Origin of the sequence: Rhodoluna sp., assembly GCF_024639375.1 — a bacterium.
Classification (GTDB): Bacteria; Actinomycetota; Actinomycetes; order Actinomycetales; family Microbacteriaceae; genus Rhodoluna.
The window spans coordinates 1-17291 of record NZ_JAHEIM010000009.1 but is presented as its reverse complement, the minus strand read 5'-3'; the positions used below and the strand labels follow the sequence as shown (position 1 = coordinate 17291).

Sequence of the window (17291 nt, the reverse complement as noted above, 5' to 3'; positions counted from 1 at the left end):
GAGTATGGAAAGGCGCCGACAGGCGGCTTTCGTAAGTCCCGTTCTAATTAACGGTTCTGGTGGGGAGTATGGAAAGGCGCCGACAGGCGGCTTTCGTAAGTCCCGTTCTAATTAACGGTTCTGGTGGGGAGTACGGGACTTGAACCCGTGACCGACGGATTATGAGTCCGCTGCTCTAACCGGCTGAGCTAACTCCCCCTGTTTGGCCTAAGCCTATTCGTCATCACCCTTCAGCTTTTCAGCTGCGTCTTTGACAACCTTCTTGGCTTTGCGGGCCGTTTTCTTAGCCGACTTCTTTATCTTGGTGTTGACTTCCTTTGTCCTCTCGAGAACATCGTCACGAATCTCCTCAAGAGTTTCGCGAACTTCATCGCGAACGTCTTCAGCCTTTTCACGCAGTTCGCGAGCAGCCTCGCGTGCTGCACGAGCTCGTTCACGCAGAGCTAGCACTCGTTGATGCAAGCTCTCTGGCAACAGACCGATTGGCTGATTGTAGTCATCGCTGTTGTCATCCGAGGTTTGCTGACCTTCGGCTTCACCGCGGTAAAGGCTTTCAAAAATCGCGAGTGTTCGCTCGATGTCGTGCGCCTGAATCAAGTGCAGCGAGTTCTCAGAAAGTCGCTCAAGCTCAGCTTGGTCGGCGGTGAGGATTCGCTCAAGGCGATCTGCAAAGGCAACGACATCGTCTGGCGGGAACAAGTAACCGTTGTCACCGTCGTGCACGAGGTGAGGCAACGCCATCGCGTCAGCTGCAACCACAGGACGACCAGATGCCATCGCCTCCATGGTCGCAATGCTCTGCAACTCTGCAATGGATGGCATGGCAAACACCGTGGCGCGCTCATATGCTCGCGGCAACTCTTCTTCGGTCACGTGACCAAGAAACTTAACCTGTTTTGCGATGCCAAGTTCCATTGCCAGGTTTTCCAGAGACTTGCGCTCCCCGCCGTCGCCAACGATTTCTACCTGGGTGTTCAACTTCTTTGGAAGCATCGCGACTGCTTTTAGCAAATTGTGGATGTGCTTTTCATAATCGAGACGGCCCAAAAACAAAACACGTGGTTCAGCATTTGATGTTGGAGTTGTGTTGGCAAACTTGGCAGCATCAATTCCGCAACTGATAGCCAATACCCCGCTTAAGCCCGCAGCCTCTTCGAGCAAGTTTGCAGCGCGTCGAGTTGGCGTGGTGATGTAGTCAACCTGTTTCAAGATTCTGCCGGCATCAGCCCAGGCCATCTTCATTGCCGTCTTCTCAAAGAATGGCGGAATGATCATTGAGTACTTGATCAAGTTCTCAGGCATGATGTGGTTTGTTGCCAGTAGACGAATGCCACGGGCCGTTGCACTTGGCACAAGTGAACGCCCCATAATCAGGTGCGACTGAATGTGAACGGCGTCTGGCTTTACCTGATCGAGAATTGCATCTACTTTCGAACGAAGAGTCCAAGGCCAGATGTATCGCAAGGTTTTGTGTGAAGGCAGTTTGTAGCTCTTGATGCGGTGCACAGTCATGCGAGCACCATCCTGAACTTCAGTGAAGGTGCCATGGTTCGCTGAATAAGCCGGCGTAATGATGTGCACATCGTGACCGTGGCGAGAAAGACCGCCAGCTAGGCGCTCGGCAAAACGAGCAGCGCCGTTGATGTCAGGCGGAAAAGTGTCGCAACCAATGACGATGGTTAGTGGCTTGACGCCCGCGGACTCGGGAACAACGCTCAAGGAAGATGCCTTTGCTCAGAAAAACGGGTGGAAACCCACCGATTTGAATTTTACCTCAGTGCTGCTTGGCGCGGAGTTCTGGATGCACCTTTGACAACAAAATAACGCCCAAAATGGCCACAATGGCGCTGAAACTGAAGCCAAGCATTACGGACCAGGCCGCCTGTTGAGCCTCCCCCAGAATAACGATGCCGATGGCGACCGCAACCAGAGGGTCGATCACAGTCAAACCGGCAATTACTAAGTCTGGCGGGCCAGAAGAATAGGCATTTTGAACAAACCAAGCTCCGAGCGAAACTGCGCCCACGAGAGCCAAAAGGCAGAACAGAGTGAGCCATTCAAATTGCGACTGGTAGATGCGCTGGATAACTACCTTGGCAAGTGTGGCAACAAAGCCATAGAGAACACCTGCGCCAACAACATATGAAAGAGCTTGGATGCGCTTGCCGATTGTAAAGAACAACACTGTGAAAGCCACCAAAATCACGCCAAGCACAGACAGCACTTCGCGCAATCGGTCATCGTTGATCACAGTTTCTTTAGCTACACCGGTTGCCATTGCAACGAAAGCCGCAATTCCGCCAGTGCACAAAATAATTGCAATGATCGTGCCACGGTTAAGTTTGGTTTTAGTTGCCCGGGCGTTAAGCAGCGAAGTGATAACTAAAGCGATAGCGCCAACGGGTTGAACAACAATTAGAGGTGCAAGCGAAAGCGCCGCAAGTTGAAGACCAATTCCAACAACCATAAAAAATGTGCCTGATAGCCACTTGGGCTTGAGCAACAGACCAAGCACTTGCTTAAGCGAGAGTGCGCCCTCGCCTTTTAGTTTGAACTTGCTATGCGAAGTGACTGCATCGTTTTGAAATTGTGCACCAAATGCCAATGCAACAGCAGCCAGAGCTGCGAGCAAAATGGCGACGGAGCGCATTTCGATGCCGGGTCCCATGTGCCTCCAATAGTGGTTCGCTTCGACTTTATCTGGCTAAGGCTGAAAAATCGTGAACCGCGAAGGTAAATTTACTTCATGACAATCCGAAGAATCTGCATCACTGGTGAGCCTGTTTTGCACACCCGCGCCCAAAAAGTAGAAGTATTTGACGACGAATTGCGCACCCTTGTTGCCGACATGTTTGAAACTATGGATAAGGCCCCCGGTGTAGGCCTCGCGGCGCCCCAAATTGGTGTCGGCTTGCGCATTTTCACTTACGACTATGCGGACGATGAGGGCAACGAGCGACGCGGCGTGGTAATCAATCCAAAGCTTGAAATTGGTCCAATTCTTGAAGAGCCTGCAGATGAGGACACCGAAATCGAGGGTTGCCTTTCGGTGCCTGGTGAGCGATTCCCTTTGAAGCGAGCCGAAACCGCTGTGCTTACCGGCGTGGACTTAGATCAGAAGCCGGTGCGCATAGAGGCCGATGGTTGGTTCGCGCGCATTTTTCAACATGAATTCGACCACTTGGATGGCACTCTATATGTAGACCGTTTGACCGAGCCCTGGGCCGAGATTTCTAAAGATATCATTGCCGACAACGGTTGGGGTAAACCTGGGTTGAGTTGGCTACCGGGTCAAGACAATCTAGAAGGATAAAGCGCCAAGAAAAGTTGCGCCCTAGTTGCAAATCCGAAGGAGCGCTGCGCCGCATCGAGAGCCTGGCTCACACGGTATCTAGCAACATCCAATTGCTTGGATATTTCTGACTCGTTAAGACCCCACTTGAATTTTTCAATGATGGCTTCATCTCGTGGTTCGAGCTCAGCAAGCTTCAGCTGAAATCCGAGAGGCGGCTGGGGTAATTTCTCAAAGCCGGCTAGAAACTCTGCGAGTTCCTTGAAATCTGGATGGTCATCGTGCGCGGCAGTTGAACGCAATGCCTTGATCAATTCATCAGCCCCGACATCGGCCGTGACTAAATCGGTTGCACCAGCAAAAATACTCGCTAACTGCAGCTCGGGGCTAAAGTACGGGCCCGTCAAAACGAATGCGGGAACCTTTGAATCGGCAGCCATGAACGCAAGAATCAATTTCTGCACCAACTGCACGCCATCCATGCCGCGAAGTCGATGGTCAACCAACATCACATCGATAAGAAGTTCAGCAGCTTTCTCTAGCGCAGCCAATGCGTCTTCTGATTCGAAAACAACTTGAAAATCTGGCTGGGAGTCAATGATCTGTCGACGACCGTTACGAATATCAGTATCAACATCAACGATGCCGATGCGAATCAAATGCACGTCTAACATCTATACCTCGGGATGAGTGCGCAGATTCGGGAAGATCACCGAGATTGTGAAGCCAACGCCAGGAACACGAGTTGCCTCAACGCTGCCTCCATAGAGGGCCGCGCGTTCGCGCATAGCAGTTAATCCCGGGCCCTTAATCGGTTCAACAAGTGACTTTAGATCTTCATCGGCGTTGTAATCGGGCAGAGCCTCACCGAATGGAGTTGCACTTCGATTAGCGAATTCGATGCCATTGTCTTTAACCAGCACCTGAAGGCCATCCTTAACCCAAGAAAAGTCGAGACTGATTGAGGTGCCAACCTGACAATGTTTGCGAACGTTCTCAAAAGCATCAAAGATGATGCGATAGATAGCGAGGTCGGCACCCTCGCTGATTGCAAATCTGTGGCCATCGTGACGCAGAGAAACACTGAACCCAAGTTCACGATAGAGAATGACTAACTGCTGAAGGTCGTCGATAGATGGCGGAGCAGCTGATAACTCATGCGATTTGTTCAACATGTCGTATAGACGGCGCAGCTCTGAATGTGCAGATTTAGCACTCTGCACAACGCGGTCTAGCGACCGAATGGCCGAATTGATGTCCGCTTGAGCGGCGTATTTGCCACCCTCAGCCTGAGAAATCACCGCGGTAATTTTTTGAATGATTAGTTCGTTGATGTCGCGGGCAATTTGAAAGCGTTCATTCTGCTCGGCTACCTCCAGAGCCAGCTTTGCCTGTGTCTCTGAGGCTATGGTTCTGTCGAATTCGGTGCCCACATGAACGATGTTTGTAATCGCTAAGCGACCAGCATTCCAAAAAAGAAGGTTTGCTGTGATTAGTGAGCCGAGCATAAAAATAAAAGCCGAAATTTTGGCTTGCTCGGTGCTGAGAATCAGACCATAGAGATCCGCACCCACAGATGAGTTCATAGTGTTTGCCCAAACCACCGCTGAGCCAACACCAATCGACGCAATCAGAGCGATTCGAGAAGTTTGCTGGCTTCCGAAAGCGGCCACCACATAGAGAGCAAGCCCGAGTGTGAGACTGCTTGTGACCGGCTGCAGGTTTAAGACCAACTCAAGAATTGAACCAATGATTGCCAAGGCGATGGCGGCTGGAGCGTAAAAGATTGCTGAGAAAACAGCCAGTGAAAAAATGGCTGCCAAAAGTAGCGTATTTGTGCCCTGCAGAATTGTGTCGACGCCGCCAAACACCAAGAAAGTGCTGAGTGTGAGGGTTATCGAAGAGAGCCATTTTCGATCTTGGATCCAACGTATCAACGTGGCCTCCCAATCTGAAAAGGATGGCTCCCCGGCTTGGACTCGAACCAAGAACCTATCGGTTAACAGCCGATTGCTCTGCCAATTGAGCTACCGAGGAATGTTGTTTTAGGCAACTGGACTACATTACCAAAGAATTGCTCAGCCTTGCTCGCTAGGCGACAAGTTTGCCCAAAGAAATCTGCCCTAGTATCCGAGGATTGGATCTACTACCCCGACCCATGGCCCCTCGCCTTTGTAGGCCCTGACGTTTTGAGTGACTCGCTCGGAGAACAACCGCACCACCATTTCACGGGTGTCAGCCGTGTGCGGAGTGATGAGAATATTCATGGCTGACCAAAGTGGATGGCCATCAGGCAAAGGCTCTGGATCGGTTACATCCAGTGCGGCACCGGCCAAATGCCCAGATTCAAGGACCTCGATCAAATCCTCAGTTTTCACCATCGGTCCTCGAGCGATGTTCACTAGAAAAGACCCTGGCTTCATAACTGCAAACCGTGCAGCATCAAAAAGATGATGGGTTTCTGGAGTTAGCGCAGCAGCTAAAACCACCAAATCGGCTGCAGAAAGCGCAACGTCAAGTTGTTCAAACGCAAGCACTTGGTTTGCGCCAGGCATTGCCTGAGGTCGTTTGCGAACCACTGTCACATTCGCTTTGAAGGGCGCGATCAACTTGAGGAATTCTTCAGTGATTCCCCCGCCGCCAACTACGACAACGTTGGCCCCATAAAGCGTGGCTGCGAATTGCCTGCCCCAAGACAAAGACCTTGCACGCTCTGGCAAGACTCGCATTAGCGCCAATGAGAGCGCTAAGGCATGTTCAGCAACAGGTTCGCGGTAAGCGCCTTTGGCTGAGGTGAATCTAACTGGTCGGCTAAGAACCTTCGCAAAAGCATCCACGCCGGCAAACGGCAACTGCACCCATTCAATTTGCGGGTTCGAATCAAGCATTTCTGACAACGCCTGTGGTTTTGAATAGTCGGTCCAAATCACAGCTCTGACTGAATTGTCTAAAGATACGACCCGGCCACCGCCTAATACAACGGCGGTTTCATATTCGGCGAAAGACTTTGGTTCAATTGCGACCTTCATCAAGCGCCTTGCAATCTGCGTCGCTCAGCCTCGAGTTCAACCAATTGAGCTTGAATACTTGCACTTTGCGCGGCATCCGCGTTTCCGTCGGTGCGACGCAGTGCCGCCAGTAGTTCTGCCTTAGCGTGAGCTAACGCATTGACTAGGGCACGCGAGACAACACCCTGCCCATAACGAGTCAGCGCAGCTTCATCGGCTGCAGGAAGAGTTTGTGCGGCAATCTGACGCAACATTGAATGCAAAGAACTTGGTGTGGAACTCGCAATGGTGTTCAACCATGCGGATGTGTCCTTGGCGGCAAGGCTGCTGCCGATGGCTTCGAGCACTGCGTTGTGCGCGGGTGCGCTGAAACCATCTCGAACGATTCGAATTGCCTGCTCTGCCGAGTAACTTGCAGGAACCTGAACGAGAACCTCGAGAACTTGACGCTCGAAACGCGTGATCGGGTCAGTCAAATTAGGCATCGCAAACTCAGGTTCGTCAGCCGGCGCAACTTCAACATCTGCCGCAGGCGTCGCTGCATCTTTGCGCAGGCTTGCAACGTTTTCTGCCTTGGTGGCTTTACCGGCTGCATCAACCAGGGATGCAACTTCGTTGCCGTCAAGGTTCACCCAACCGGCTAACTCGCGAACGTATGCAGGTCTCATTGCAGAGTCGCGAATCGCTGCCACGATTGGCGCGGCGGCACGTGCGGCTCCGACGCGACCTTCAACCGTGCCCAAATCGAACTTGGCAATCTTTTGCTTGATGGCAAATTCAAAAAGGGGCTTCTTGTTTTCAATCATGAGCTGCACTGCTTCGTCACCCTTTTGGGCACGCAAATCGCATGGGTCGAGACCATCCGGGCCGATAGCAACAAAAGTCTGTGCTGAGAATTTATGCGAATCAGCAAACGCGCGCATGGCAGCCTTCTGCCCTGCCGCGTCTGGGTCAAAGGTAAAGATGACCTGGGCCGGAGTGTCTTTCTCGGCAGACAACATGCGATTTAGCAAACGAATGTGGTCATCCCCGAATGCAGTGCCACAGGTAGCCACGGCAGTAGTGATGCCAGCCAAGTGACAAGCCATTACGTCGGTGTAGCCTTCCACCACAACAACGCGCTGCTCTTTAGAGATTGCTTTCTTCGCTAGGTCAATTCCGTACAGCACTTGCGACTTGTGATACACGATGGTGTCACTCGTGTTCAAATATTTTGGACCCTGGTCATCGTCAAATAACTTGCGAGCCCCGAAGCCGATGGTTTGACCTGTGGTGTCGCGAATTGGCCAAATTAAGCGACCACGAAACTTGTCGTAAGCGCCACGATCGCTCTTGGTAGCCAAGCCTGCGGTCACCAATTCGTCAACGTTGAAACCCAGTTGGGTTAGATGATCGGTTAGACCATTCCAACCCTTAGGCGCAAAGCCAATTCCAAACTGATCGGCTGCAGCTTTGTCGAACCCACGACCCTTGAGAAAATCTCTGCCTGGGATAGCCGCGTCAGTCATTAGTTGTTGACGGTAGAAGTCGGCAGCGGCAGCATTGGCCTCGAGCACTCGCGCACGCTGACCGGTATCGGTTGCAGCAGCGCCATCTTCGTAGGTAAGTTCAAAGCCGATTCGTGCGGCTAACTTTTCAACGGCCTCGGTGAAACTAATCGAATCCATCTGTTGCAAAAATTTATAAACATCGCCACCCTCACCGCATCCGAAGCAGTGATAAAAACCCTGCACGGGGCGAACATTGAACGAAGGCGACTTTTCATCATGAAACGGGCAAAGGCCCTTTAGCGAACCCACGCTCGCCGATTTGAGCGAAACATATTCACCAACGACATCGGCGATATTGACCCGAGATTTAACCTCTTCGATGTCTCTCGCTCTAATTTTGCCGGCCATGCCACTAATCCTAGGTTCTGGGGCCTAAGCGTTTGAGCCAACAAGGCGGTTGTGAAGATTTATGGCACTTTGATCGGTTAGGCAGGCCACCTGGTCAACAATCACGCGACGCTGCTCGTGTTCGCCACGGCTCAAATTCCAAGCTGCGGATGAGTATGCGTCGAGGTGCTGACCATTGGCCGCAAGCAAGGCGTCTGCCAACTCTCGAAGCAAGGCTCGCTGCCACTCGTAGAAAGGGCGGCGAGACTCGTGGGTCATCAAGAATGCCGAAACAATGCCTTTCAGCACAGCGATTTCGGCACGAACTGATGACGGCACAACTATTTGGGCACCAAAACGGGCCATGGAATCGGCTGGAGAAGTGTCGAAAATCGAATCGGTGGTGCGGCTCACGAACCGGCCAATCAGGGCACTGGTGAGGTTCTTGAGTGTGCCAAGGTCTTTAGGCGAACCATCGAAGCTGGTCAACCAATAAGGCAATTGGCGAAGTCCTGCGAGTGCCTCGGCAAGTTGTGTGCGGGTGTGAACGCCGCCGTTCCATTCGCTAATTTTGTCAAGCAGTTCGGCTTCAGCCGCAGGGTCTGCCAAAACCTTCAAATCCACGAAACCGGAAACAATTGCATCTTCATAGTCATGCACTGAATAGGCAACGTCGTCTGAAAAATCCATGACCTGAGCTTCAACACATTTGATGCGCTCGGGTGCACCGATGCGAAGCCATTCATAAACCGGGATGTCATCTTCGTAGACGCCAAATTTGACTGAGTGGTCGGCTCCGAGCTCGGCCACAGAATCTTTTTGACGCCACGGATATTTGCAGGTGGCATCGAGGCTAGCGCGAGTGAGATTGAGACCAAACGAGTCGCCGTCCGCTCCAAAAACTTTTGGTTCGATGCGAGTGATCAATCGCAGAGTTTGGGCGTTGCCCTCGAAACCACCGATGCTTTGGGCCCAATCGTTTAATGCGCGTTCGCCATTGTGACCAAAGGGCGGGTGACCAAGATCGTGCGCCAAACAAGCCATGTCAACGATGTCTGCGTTGATGCCAAGGTCAATCGCCATTTCGCGACCAATCTGAGCAACTTCAAGCGAGTGAGTTAAACGTGTGCGTGCAAAATCGCCACCGCTTGGTGAAAGCACTTGAGTCTTTGCGCCTAGGCGACGAAGAGCCGATGAGTGCACAACGCGTGCGCGGTCACGAGCGAACTCGCCGCGACGAGCACCTCCTGAGCGATCTTCAGGTAGGAAACGCTCGCGATCGAAATCGCTGTAGCCAAACTCTGCTTCATGTCGAATGTCCATTTATCCCCCAGAAACCGAAAGCTCAGCGTCTTGCAAAACTTTGCGTTGTTCGCCAACAAGTTCTCGTGATTGCAACCAGTTTTCTGGAAGCGCACAAATCTTTGCTCCGCCCAATCGACCGCGTGGGCCTTCGGCATCTTCACCCGGATACGGTGCCGAGCGATCTAGTGTTCCAAGGATGTCATCCATGTGCGACAAGCTTTCGACTTGCGCTAGCGAGGCACGGAAATCTCCACCGACTGGATAGCCCTTGAAGTACCAAGCAACATGCTTGCGAATGTCACGACAGGCATGCTCTTCACTTTCGAAGTATTCGACAAGCAATTCACCATGACGTTTGAATGCGTCGGCAACTTGACCAAGATTAGGTTGAATCGGATTAATGGCTGCATTGGAATTTGGATCACGAAGATACTCATCAAAAGCTGCTTGCAAATCACCGAACAACCAAGGGCGACCCAAGCAACCGCGACCAACTACAACGCCGTCAACGCCGGTTTCACGCATCATGCGAATCGCATCGGCAGCCGACCAAATGTCACCGTTGCCAAGCACCTGAATATCGGGAAGTGCCTCACGCAATTTTGCGATCGCAGACCAGTCGGCATTGCCCGAGTAATACTCGGCAGCTGTTCGACCATGCAAAGCCACCGCGGTGACACCAGCATCACGAGCTGCCTTGCCCGCTTCAATGTAAGTGAGGTGATCAGCGTCAATGCCTTTGCGCATTTTGATTGTTAGCGGAATATCCCCCGCTGCCTTAACCGCCGCATTCACGATCGAAGAAAACAGATCTTGCTTCCATGGCAATGCAGCGCCGCCACCCTTGCGAGTGACCTTTGGCACCGGGCATCCGAAGTTTAGATCGATGTGATCGGCACGGTCTTCTGCCACCAACATGGTCACAGCATCGGCGATGGTTTTTGGGTCAACGCCATACAACTGCACCGAACGAATTTCTTCGGATGAGTGGTGCCCGACAAGTCGCAGGGACTCTTCAGTGCGCTCAACTAGGGCTCGCGATGTGACCATTTCTGAGACATAGAGACCGCCGCCAAATTCACGACACAAACGTCGAAACGCAGTGTTTGTGATGCCAGCCATCGGCGCCAAGACCACGGGAGTCTTGATCGCGATGTTGCCATATTGCAAGGCTGGCTTGGCGGTAGTGGTCATTGTTTAGGAAAGAAGTTTTGAACCGAGGTATTCGCGCAGCTTGGTTAGTGAAACGCGCTCTTGCTGCATGGTGTCGCGCTCGCGAACTGTGACTGCCTGGTCATCAAGGGTGTCGAAGTCGACGGTCACACAGAACGGCGTGCCGATTTCATCCTGACGACGGTAGCGACGACCGATTGCACCTGAATCATCGAAATCGATGTTCCAGTAGCCGCGCAGCTCTTGAGCGAGGTTGCGAGCAACCGGAGACAGGTCTTCGTTGCGAGACAGTGGCAACACTGCAGCCTTCACCGGTGCAAGACGGTAATCCAACTTCAGCACGGTGCGAACGTCAACGCCGCCCTTTGTGTTTGGCGCCTCGTCTTCGGCATAGGCGTCTACCAAGAATGCCATCAATGAGCGAGTCAAACCCGCCGCAGGCTCAATTACATATGGAGTCCAGCGTTCGTTCTTGGTTTGGTCGAAGTAGCTAAGGTCGGTGCCTGACTCGCGTGAGTGAGTAGTCAGGTCAAAGTCGGTGCGGTTTGCAATTCCTTCAAGCTCACCAAACTCGCTGCCCGGGAAACCGAAGCGGTACTCGATGTCAACGGTGCGCTTTGAATAGTGCGAAAGTTTTTCCTTCGGGTGTTCAAAAAGTCGAAGGTTCTCGGCCTTGATGCCTAGATCGGTGTACCAGTTCATGCGCTGTTCGATCCAGTAGTCGTGCCACTCTTCATCGGTGCCAGGCTCTACAAAGAATTCCATTTCCATCTGCTCGAACTCGCGAGTTCTAAAGATGAAGTTTCCAGGCGTGATCTCGTTGCGGAATGACTTACCAATTTGGCCGATGCCAAAAGGAGGCTTCATGCGGGCCGCGCCAAGCACGTTGGCGAAGTTCACGAAAATGCCCTGGGCAGTTTCTGGGCGAAGGTAGTGCAATCCTTCTTCAGCAGCTACCGGGCCAAGGAAGGTTTGCAACAAACCGTTGAACGCCTTTGGCTCAGTCCAGGTGTTTTTGCTGCCACAGTTTGGGCAAGCGATGTCGTTCATTGACTCAGGTGCGCGACCCTTTTTCTCCTCAAAGGCTTCTTCGAGGTGATCCTGACGAAAACGCTTGTGGCAGCTAGTGCACTCGATAAGCGGGTCAGAGAATTCGCGAACGTGGCCAGAAGCCTCCCACACCTTGCGCGGCAAAATCACAGACGAGTCAAGGCCAACGATATCTTCGCGGCTGTTAACCACGGTGCGCCACCACTGGCGCTTGATGTTTTCTTTGAGCTCTACTCCGAGAGGGCCGTAGTCCCAAGCCGAGCGGCTACCGCCGTAGATCTCGCCGGCCTGAAAAACAAAGCCACGGCGTTTTGCGAGAGAAATAACTGAATCTAGACGGTTTGGGGTAGCCAATGAAACTCCTTTGCCAAGCTGGATGCCTGGTAATTGTTCGAAGACTTCAGTCTACTTTGACTTGGGCGCCTTGGGCTTGTCGACCGCGCCGCCAAAGCGCCTAGATCTGGCGCTGTAGTGGGCGATGGCCTGCCAAAGTGAGTTGCGATCGAAGTCTGGCCACAGGGTCTCCATGAAGACAAATTCCGCGTAGGCAGATTGCCAGAGCAGGAAGTTTGAGGCTCGCTGCTCCCCCGAACTTCGCAGAAACAGATCGACGTCTGGCAGGTAGTTAGTGTTCAGGTATCGAGAAACAGTCTTCTCGGTGATAGCGCCCGGCTTTAGTTTTCCACTGGCGACATCCGAAGCAATCGCATTGACCGCGTCGGTAATTTCGATTCTCGAGCCGTAGTTCACACACATGGTGAGCGTTAGTTTGCTGTTTTTAGCGGTCATTTTCTCGGCCGCTTGAAGTTCGTCAATTACCGATGGCCATAACCGTGGGCGACGTCCAGCCCAACGCACTCGCACTCCCCATTCGTTTAGTTGATCGCGACGGCGTTGCAAAACTTCGCGATTGAAGCCCATCAGAAACTTAACCTCGTCGGGTGAACGCTTCCAGTTCTCGGTTGAGAAAGCATAGACGGTCAGATATTTGACGCCAGCTTCAAGAGCTCCGGCGACCACATCTAACAAGGCTGCCTCGCCGGCTTTGTGACCCTCAACGCGAGTTAGGCCAAGCTCGTTAGCCCAGCGCCCGTTACCATCCATCACAATCGCAATGTGCTGTGGAACTGTGCCGGGAGCAAACTTCGGCATTTTCACTCCGGGTTTTTTTACCGGCATAAATTCATTCATTGGCGCTCCACATGTTGCAATGACTTTAGCCCACGCTCAATGTGCCATTGACTATAGGCAGCAACGATTCCAGATGCAGAGGCGCGAATTGGCTCTGCAGCAACATCGGCAACCTGCCAATCTCCCGAAAGCAAGGCTCCTAGCAATTCACCAGTCAGTGGGTCGATTACAGCGGCACCAGCTGGTCGACACTCGCGACAAACTACTCCACCAAGTTGCATCACAAAAGCTTGGTGCGGCCCTGGTTCACCGCAACGCGAACAGTCGTTAAAGTTTGGTGCCCAGCCGGCAATCGCCAGAGCACGCAATAAATAAGAATCAAGCACTAGGGATGCGTCGTGCTCCTGATTAGCCAGTGCGCGCAAAGCGCCAACAAGAAGCAAATACTGTTGCGGGCTGGAGTCATCCCCGGTTAATTTTTCAGCCGTTTCAACCATCGCAGTTGCGGTTGTGTAAGTGCGGTAATCATCAATGATTTCGCGACCGTAAGCGCTGATGGTTTCAACCTGATTGATCGTGTCGAGGCCGCGACCTTCATAGAGCTGCACTTCTACAACCATGAACGGTTCGAGGCGCGCGCCAAACTTTGAAGCAGTTCGACGCACACCTTTTGCCACACCACGAATTTGCCCGTGATAGCGCGAGAGCATGGTGACGATGCGATCTGCTTCACCCAATTTATGAGTGCGCAAGACCACGGCTTCGTCTTTATATAAAGGCACGTGCCTATTAAACCGCTCGGTTGCTTGGCAACGGTTTAGCGAATTGCGCGGTTTGCGGCAGAAATAACAGCCTTAAGCGATGCAGTCGCAATGTCGCCATCGATGCCGACACCCCAAAGAGTTTGACCATTAACTTCTAGCTCAACATAGGCAGCTGCCTGGGCATCGCCGCCCTCGCTGAGCGTGTGCTCAACGTAGTCAAGCAAACGAACCTTTACGCCCTGGTGCTCCAAAACGTTCAAGAAGGCCGAGATCGGGCCGTTTCCGGTGCCGTGCGCCTCAAGTTCGCCAGCTCCATCACGCAAAATGATGTCTAGGTTGACGACGCCATCCATGTTGCTTTCGGTGCGCATCTTCTTTAGTTCGAAGCGGCCCCACTTTAGGTCGATGCGGTCAACAGGAGCTGGCAAGTACTCATCGATAAAGATGTCCCAAAGTTTGGCCGAAGATACTTCGCCACCATCTTGGTCGGTTTTGTTTTGCACCACGCGTGAGAATTCGATTTGCAATTTGCGAGGCAAGTCAAGGTGGTGATCGGTCTTCAATAGGTAAGCCACGCCGCCCTTGCCCGACTGAGAATTCACGCGGATAACTGCTTCGTACGAACGACCAACGTCTTTAGGGTCGATTGGCAAGTAAGGGACAGCCCAAACCAAATCATCAACTGAAACATTCTTCTCAGTTGCTTCTTTTTGCATCAGTTCGAAACCTTTTTTGATTGCATCTTGGTGTGAACCACTGAATGCGGTGTAAACCAAGTCGCCACCATACGGAGCTCGCTCTGGCACAGGCAACTGGTTGCAATATTCAACCGTGCGCTTGATTTCATCCAAGTTGCTGAAATCAATGTGCGGGTCAACACCTTGGCTGAACAAGTTCAAACCAAGAGTGATTAGGTCCACGTTTCCAGTGCGTTCACCATTGCCAAACAAGCAGCCTTCGATGCGATCAGCGCCGGCCAGGTAACCCAACTCGGCGGCAGCAACTGCAGTGCCACGGTCGTTGTGCGGGTGCAGAGAAATCAAAATGCTGTCACGACGATCGATGTTGCGACTCATCCACTCGATGGAGTCGGCGTAGACGTTCGGTGTGGCCATCTCTACAGTCGCAGGAAGGTTAATCACCATCTTGTGATCAGGAGTTGGGTCTAATGCTGCGATTACCGCGTTGCAAACCTCAACTGCATATTCGAGTTCGGTTCCGGTATAAGACTCTGGTGAGTACTCGTAATAAATGTCGGTTTCAGGAATCGATGATTCCATTTCTTTGCACTTGCGCGCCCCAGCCAAGGCGATATCCATGATGCCTTGCTTGTCTTGATTGAAAACCACACGACGCTGCAAAACAGAGGTTGAGTTATAGAAGTGCACGATTGCCTGCTTGGCACCCTTTAGCGATTCGTAGGTGCGTTCGATTAGGGCATCACGTGCCTGAGTCAAAACCTGAATGGTGACGTCCGCAGGAATGTGGCCTTGCTCAATTAGCAGGCGAACGAAGTCAAAGTCGGTTTGGCTGGCTGAGGGGAAACCAACCTCGATCTCTTTGTAGCCCATGTTAACCAAAAGCTGGAACATCTTGAGCTTGCGCTCTGGGCTCATTGGGTCAATAAGTGCCTGATTGCCATCGCGAAGGTCAACGGCACACCAGCGCGGTGCTTCGGTAATTAGCTTGCTTGGCCAGGTGCGGTCTGGAAGTGAAACTGTGATCTGCTCATGAAAAGGCACGTACTTGTGCACTGGCATTCCAGAAGGTTTTTGAGTGTTTTGCATCGTTTCTAAGTTCTTTCGTCTTGTATGTGGTCAGCCAGCAGAAGGCTCCGCGACGAGGAGGGCCAGTTTAGGCCTCGTCGCGGCCACTAAGTAGTAGACCGAAGAACACAGGTCCAGCCTAAACCCATGCTGGCTAGAAGCCAAGTTTTCCCAGTTGCTTCGGGTCGCGCTGCCAATCCGAGGCAACTTTGACGCGGAGCCCCAGAAACACTTTGTGACCCAATAGTTTTTCAATTTCAAGGCGGGCCCGCTTGCCCACATCAATGAGTCGAGTGCCACGGTGGCCAATGATGATTCCCTTTTGACTGTCACGTTCGACAAAAATGTTGGCGTGAATGTCGGTGAGGTCGCGGCCTTTGCGCTTTGACATTTCATCGATTGTCACGGCAATCGAGTGAGGCAGCTCGTCGCGAACTCCTTCAAGCGTTGCCTCGCGGATGAGCTCGCAGATGCGTTCTTCGATTGACTCATCGGTGACGGCCTCGGGCGGGTAAAGCGCCTCGGATTGTGGCATCAGGTCAATCAACACTTTGGTTAGAACTTCAAGTTGATCCTCTGCGACCGCGGAAACAGGAACGATGGCCTTCCAATCACGAAGTTCAGAGACGGCCAAAAGCTGCTTGGCTAGCGCCTCAGGAGAAACCAGCTCACTCTTGGTGATGATGGCAACGAGTTTTGCGCGACGGAAATCGTTCAACTGCTCGTTAATGAATTGATCTCCAGGGCCGATTTTCTCGTTGGCTGGAATGCAGAAACCAATTATGTCTACATCGCCAAGGGTTTGCTCAACCAAATCATTCAAACGCTGACCCAACAGAGTTCTTGGACGGTGCAGACCCGGAGTGTCAACCAGAATCAATTGGCCAAAGTCACGGTGCACGATTCCTCGAATAGCGCGACGAGTGGTTTGTGGTTTCGAACTTGTGATGGCAACTTTTTGACCAACCAGAGCGTTGGTGAGTGTTGACTTGCCAACATTCGGTCGCCCCACAAAAGAGGCGAATCCGGCGCGGTGGCCAGATGGTTCTTTAGGTGCTGATGACATTACTGCTCCAATTGCTCAAAGGCAGACTGGGCGTCAGCCAAACTTGCGTCTCGCGACACCAAAACGGTGATTAGACGCTTGCGTCGATTTTCAATTCGATCTGCTGTGAACTCTAGGCCAGAAAATGAAACCGAGTCACCCTTCACCGGAATGCGGCCGAGTTCTTTGGTCAACAAACCGCCAACACTATCGACATCCTCATCTTCGAGTTCAATTTCGAAGAGTTCGCCGAGCTCAATGAGTGAGTAACGTGAATTCACACGGTAGCTGTTGCCGCCTAGCGGTTCTACATCTGGGACATCGCGGTCATACTCATCAGAAATCTCACCAACGATTTCTTCAATAACGTCTTCCATGGTTGCTAAACCAGCAACTCCCCCGTATTCATCAACGATTACGGCAATATGCGTAGAGCTCAATTGCATTTCGCGAAGCAAATCATCAACCGGCTTTGACTCTGGAATGAAAATTGCTGGTCGCGCAATTTCAGCCGAAGTAGTTTTTGCAACCTTTGCTGGTGACTCATGGAGCAGTCGAGCGACGTCTTTCAAATAAAGCACCCCGCGGATGTCATCGGTGGATTTGCCAATCACCGGCAGGCGCGAATAACCACGAGCCAAGAAAATAGTCATCGCTTTTTCAAGCGATGCATCGGCAGCCACGGTTGCCATGTCAACGCGCGGCACCATGATTTCGCGAACAATGGTCTCACCAAACTCTTCGACCGAATCCAGAAGCTCCTGCTCAAACTCTTCGGGTTCGTCAATCTTGGGCAGCGAAATTGGCGTGAATAGAAGGTGCGTTGAATTAACCAGCGGTTTGCTGAAGCGCAGCAATTGCTCACCAAAACCGCGATGGC

The 17291-nt window shown here is 52.2% G+C and carries 15 protein-coding genes and 2 tRNA genes; 1 reads left to right on the top strand and 16 read right to left on the bottom strand.

Translation table 11 applies throughout. From position 1 onward, the window contains the following. Positions 1 to 121: 121 nt before the first annotated feature. From Q0L28_RS03850 to Q0L28_RS03840, 3 genes are all read right to left on the bottom strand, one after another. Positions 122 to 198: transfer RNA gene (locus tag Q0L28_RS03850), tRNA-Ile, on the bottom strand. Between the two features lie 15 nt (positions 199 to 213). Beyond that, the gene (locus Q0L28_RS03845) at positions 214 to 1719 is read right to left on the bottom strand and encodes a glycosyltransferase (protein WP_366843491.1); all 1506 of its coding nucleotides are present in this window, start codon (positions 1717 to 1719) and stop codon (positions 214 to 216) included. A 55-nt stretch (positions 1720 to 1774) separates the two neighbouring features. After that, entirely contained in the window at positions 1775 to 2668 is an 894-nt protein-coding gene (locus Q0L28_RS03840; RefSeq protein WP_296631855.1) for a DMT family transporter, read from the bottom strand. A 78-nt stretch (positions 2669 to 2746) separates the two neighbouring features. On the opposite strand from Q0L28_RS03840, the gene def reads away from it, so the two are divergent. Next, positions 2747 to 3313 (top strand): peptide deformylase, encoded by a 567-nt coding sequence (gene def / locus Q0L28_RS03835; RefSeq protein WP_296631852.1) that lies wholly within the window; start codon positions 2747 to 2749, stop codon positions 3311 to 3313. Here def and Q0L28_RS03830 read toward each other — a convergent pair. From Q0L28_RS03830 to Q0L28_RS03770, 13 genes are all read right to left on the bottom strand, one after another. Then, positions 3292 to 3957 (bottom strand): response regulator, encoded by a 666-nt coding sequence (locus Q0L28_RS03830; protein ID WP_296631850.1) that lies wholly within the window; start codon positions 3955 to 3957, stop codon positions 3292 to 3294. The two genes, def and Q0L28_RS03830, sit on opposite strands and share 22 nt — an antisense overlap. Before the next feature lie 9 nt (positions 3958 to 3966). Further along, positions 3967 to 5229 (bottom strand): ATP-binding protein, encoded by a 1263-nt coding sequence (locus tag Q0L28_RS03825; RefSeq protein ID WP_296631848.1) that lies wholly within the window; start codon positions 5227 to 5229, stop codon positions 3967 to 3969. 24 nt (positions 5230 to 5253) lie between these two features. Beyond that, a tRNA-Asn gene (locus Q0L28_RS03820) sits at positions 5254 to 5329 on the bottom strand. 86 nt (positions 5330 to 5415) lie between these two features. Further along, complete coding sequence (locus tag Q0L28_RS03815) at positions 5416 to 6321, bottom strand: NAD(P)-dependent oxidoreductase (RefSeq protein WP_296631846.1); 906 nt, start codon at positions 6319 to 6321, stop codon at positions 5416 to 5418. After that, entirely contained in the window at positions 6321 to 8198 is a 1878-nt protein-coding gene (gene dnaG, locus Q0L28_RS03810; protein ID WP_296631844.1) for a DNA primase, read from the bottom strand. Before dnaG ends, Q0L28_RS03815 begins: the two co-directional genes overlap by 1 nt. 24 nt (positions 8199 to 8222) lie before the next feature. Continuing rightward, positions 8223 to 9500, bottom strand: coding sequence for a deoxyguanosinetriphosphate triphosphohydrolase (locus Q0L28_RS03805; RefSeq protein WP_296631841.1), 1278 nt, complete (start codon positions 9498 to 9500; stop codon positions 8223 to 8225). After that, positions 9501 to 10676, bottom strand: coding sequence for a tRNA dihydrouridine synthase DusB (dusB, locus tag Q0L28_RS03800; protein WP_296631839.1), 1176 nt, complete (start codon positions 10674 to 10676; stop codon positions 9501 to 9503). Between the two features lie 3 nt (positions 10677 to 10679). Further along, positions 10680 to 12059, bottom strand: coding sequence for a glycine--tRNA ligase (locus tag Q0L28_RS03795; RefSeq protein WP_296631836.1), 1380 nt, complete (start codon positions 12057 to 12059; stop codon positions 10680 to 10682). Between the two features lie 51 nt (positions 12060 to 12110). Further along, positions 12111 to 12884, bottom strand: coding sequence for an isoprenyl transferase (locus tag Q0L28_RS03790; protein ID WP_296632051.1), 774 nt, complete (start codon positions 12882 to 12884; stop codon positions 12111 to 12113). A gap of 8 nt (positions 12885 to 12892) precedes the next feature. Further along, the gene (gene recO, locus Q0L28_RS03785; RefSeq protein WP_296631831.1) at positions 12893 to 13618 is read right to left on the bottom strand and encodes a DNA repair protein RecO; all 726 of its coding nucleotides are present in this window, start codon (positions 13616 to 13618) and stop codon (positions 12893 to 12895) included. A 35-nt stretch (positions 13619 to 13653) separates the two neighbouring features. Next, complete coding sequence (gene leuA / locus Q0L28_RS03780; RefSeq protein WP_296631828.1) at positions 13654 to 15387, bottom strand: 2-isopropylmalate synthase; 1734 nt, start codon at positions 15385 to 15387, stop codon at positions 13654 to 13656. 133 nt (positions 15388 to 15520) lie between these two features. Next, positions 15521 to 16432 (bottom strand): GTPase Era, encoded by a 912-nt coding sequence (gene era, locus Q0L28_RS03775; RefSeq protein ID WP_296631825.1) that lies wholly within the window; start codon positions 16430 to 16432, stop codon positions 15521 to 15523. Then, positions 16432 to 17291: hemolysin family protein (locus tag Q0L28_RS03770; RefSeq protein WP_296631822.1), on the bottom strand; the 860-nt coding region annotated here is incomplete at its 5' end. The genes Q0L28_RS03770 and era, both read right to left, overlap by 1 nt.

Excerpts from the sequence above, each read along its gene's own strand:
- Q0L28_RS03815 (WP_296631846.1), bottom strand. The coding sequence starts at position 6,321 with ATGAAGGTCGCAATTGAACCAAAGTCTTTCGCCGAATATGAAACCGCC.
- def (WP_296631852.1), top strand. The coding sequence starts at position 2,747 with ATGACAATCCGAAGAATCTGCATCACTGGTGAGCCTGTTTTGCACACC.
- dnaG (WP_296631844.1), bottom strand. The coding sequence starts at position 8,198 with ATGGCCGGCAAAATTAGAGCGAGAGACATCGAAGAGGTTAAATCTCGG.
- Q0L28_RS03840 (WP_296631855.1), bottom strand. The coding sequence starts at position 2,668 with ATGGGACCCGGCATCGAAATGCGCTCCGTCGCCATTTTGCTCGCAGCT.
- leuA (WP_296631828.1), bottom strand. The coding sequence starts at position 15,387 with ATGCAAAACACTCAAAAACCTTCTGGAATGCCAGTGCACAAGTACGTG.
- Q0L28_RS03805 (WP_296631841.1), bottom strand. The coding sequence starts at position 9,500 with ATGGACATTCGACATGAAGCAGAGTTTGGCTACAGCGATTTCGATCGC.
- Q0L28_RS03790 (WP_296632051.1), bottom strand. The coding sequence starts at position 12,884 with ATGCCGGTAAAAAAACCCGGAGTGAAAATGCCGAAGTTTGCTCCCGGC.
- era (WP_296631825.1), bottom strand. The coding sequence starts at position 16,432 with ATGTCATCAGCACCTAAAGAACCATCTGGCCACCGCGCCGGATTCGCC.
- dusB (WP_296631839.1), bottom strand. The coding sequence starts at position 10,676 with ATGACCACTACCGCCAAGCCAGCCTTGCAATATGGCAACATCGCGATC.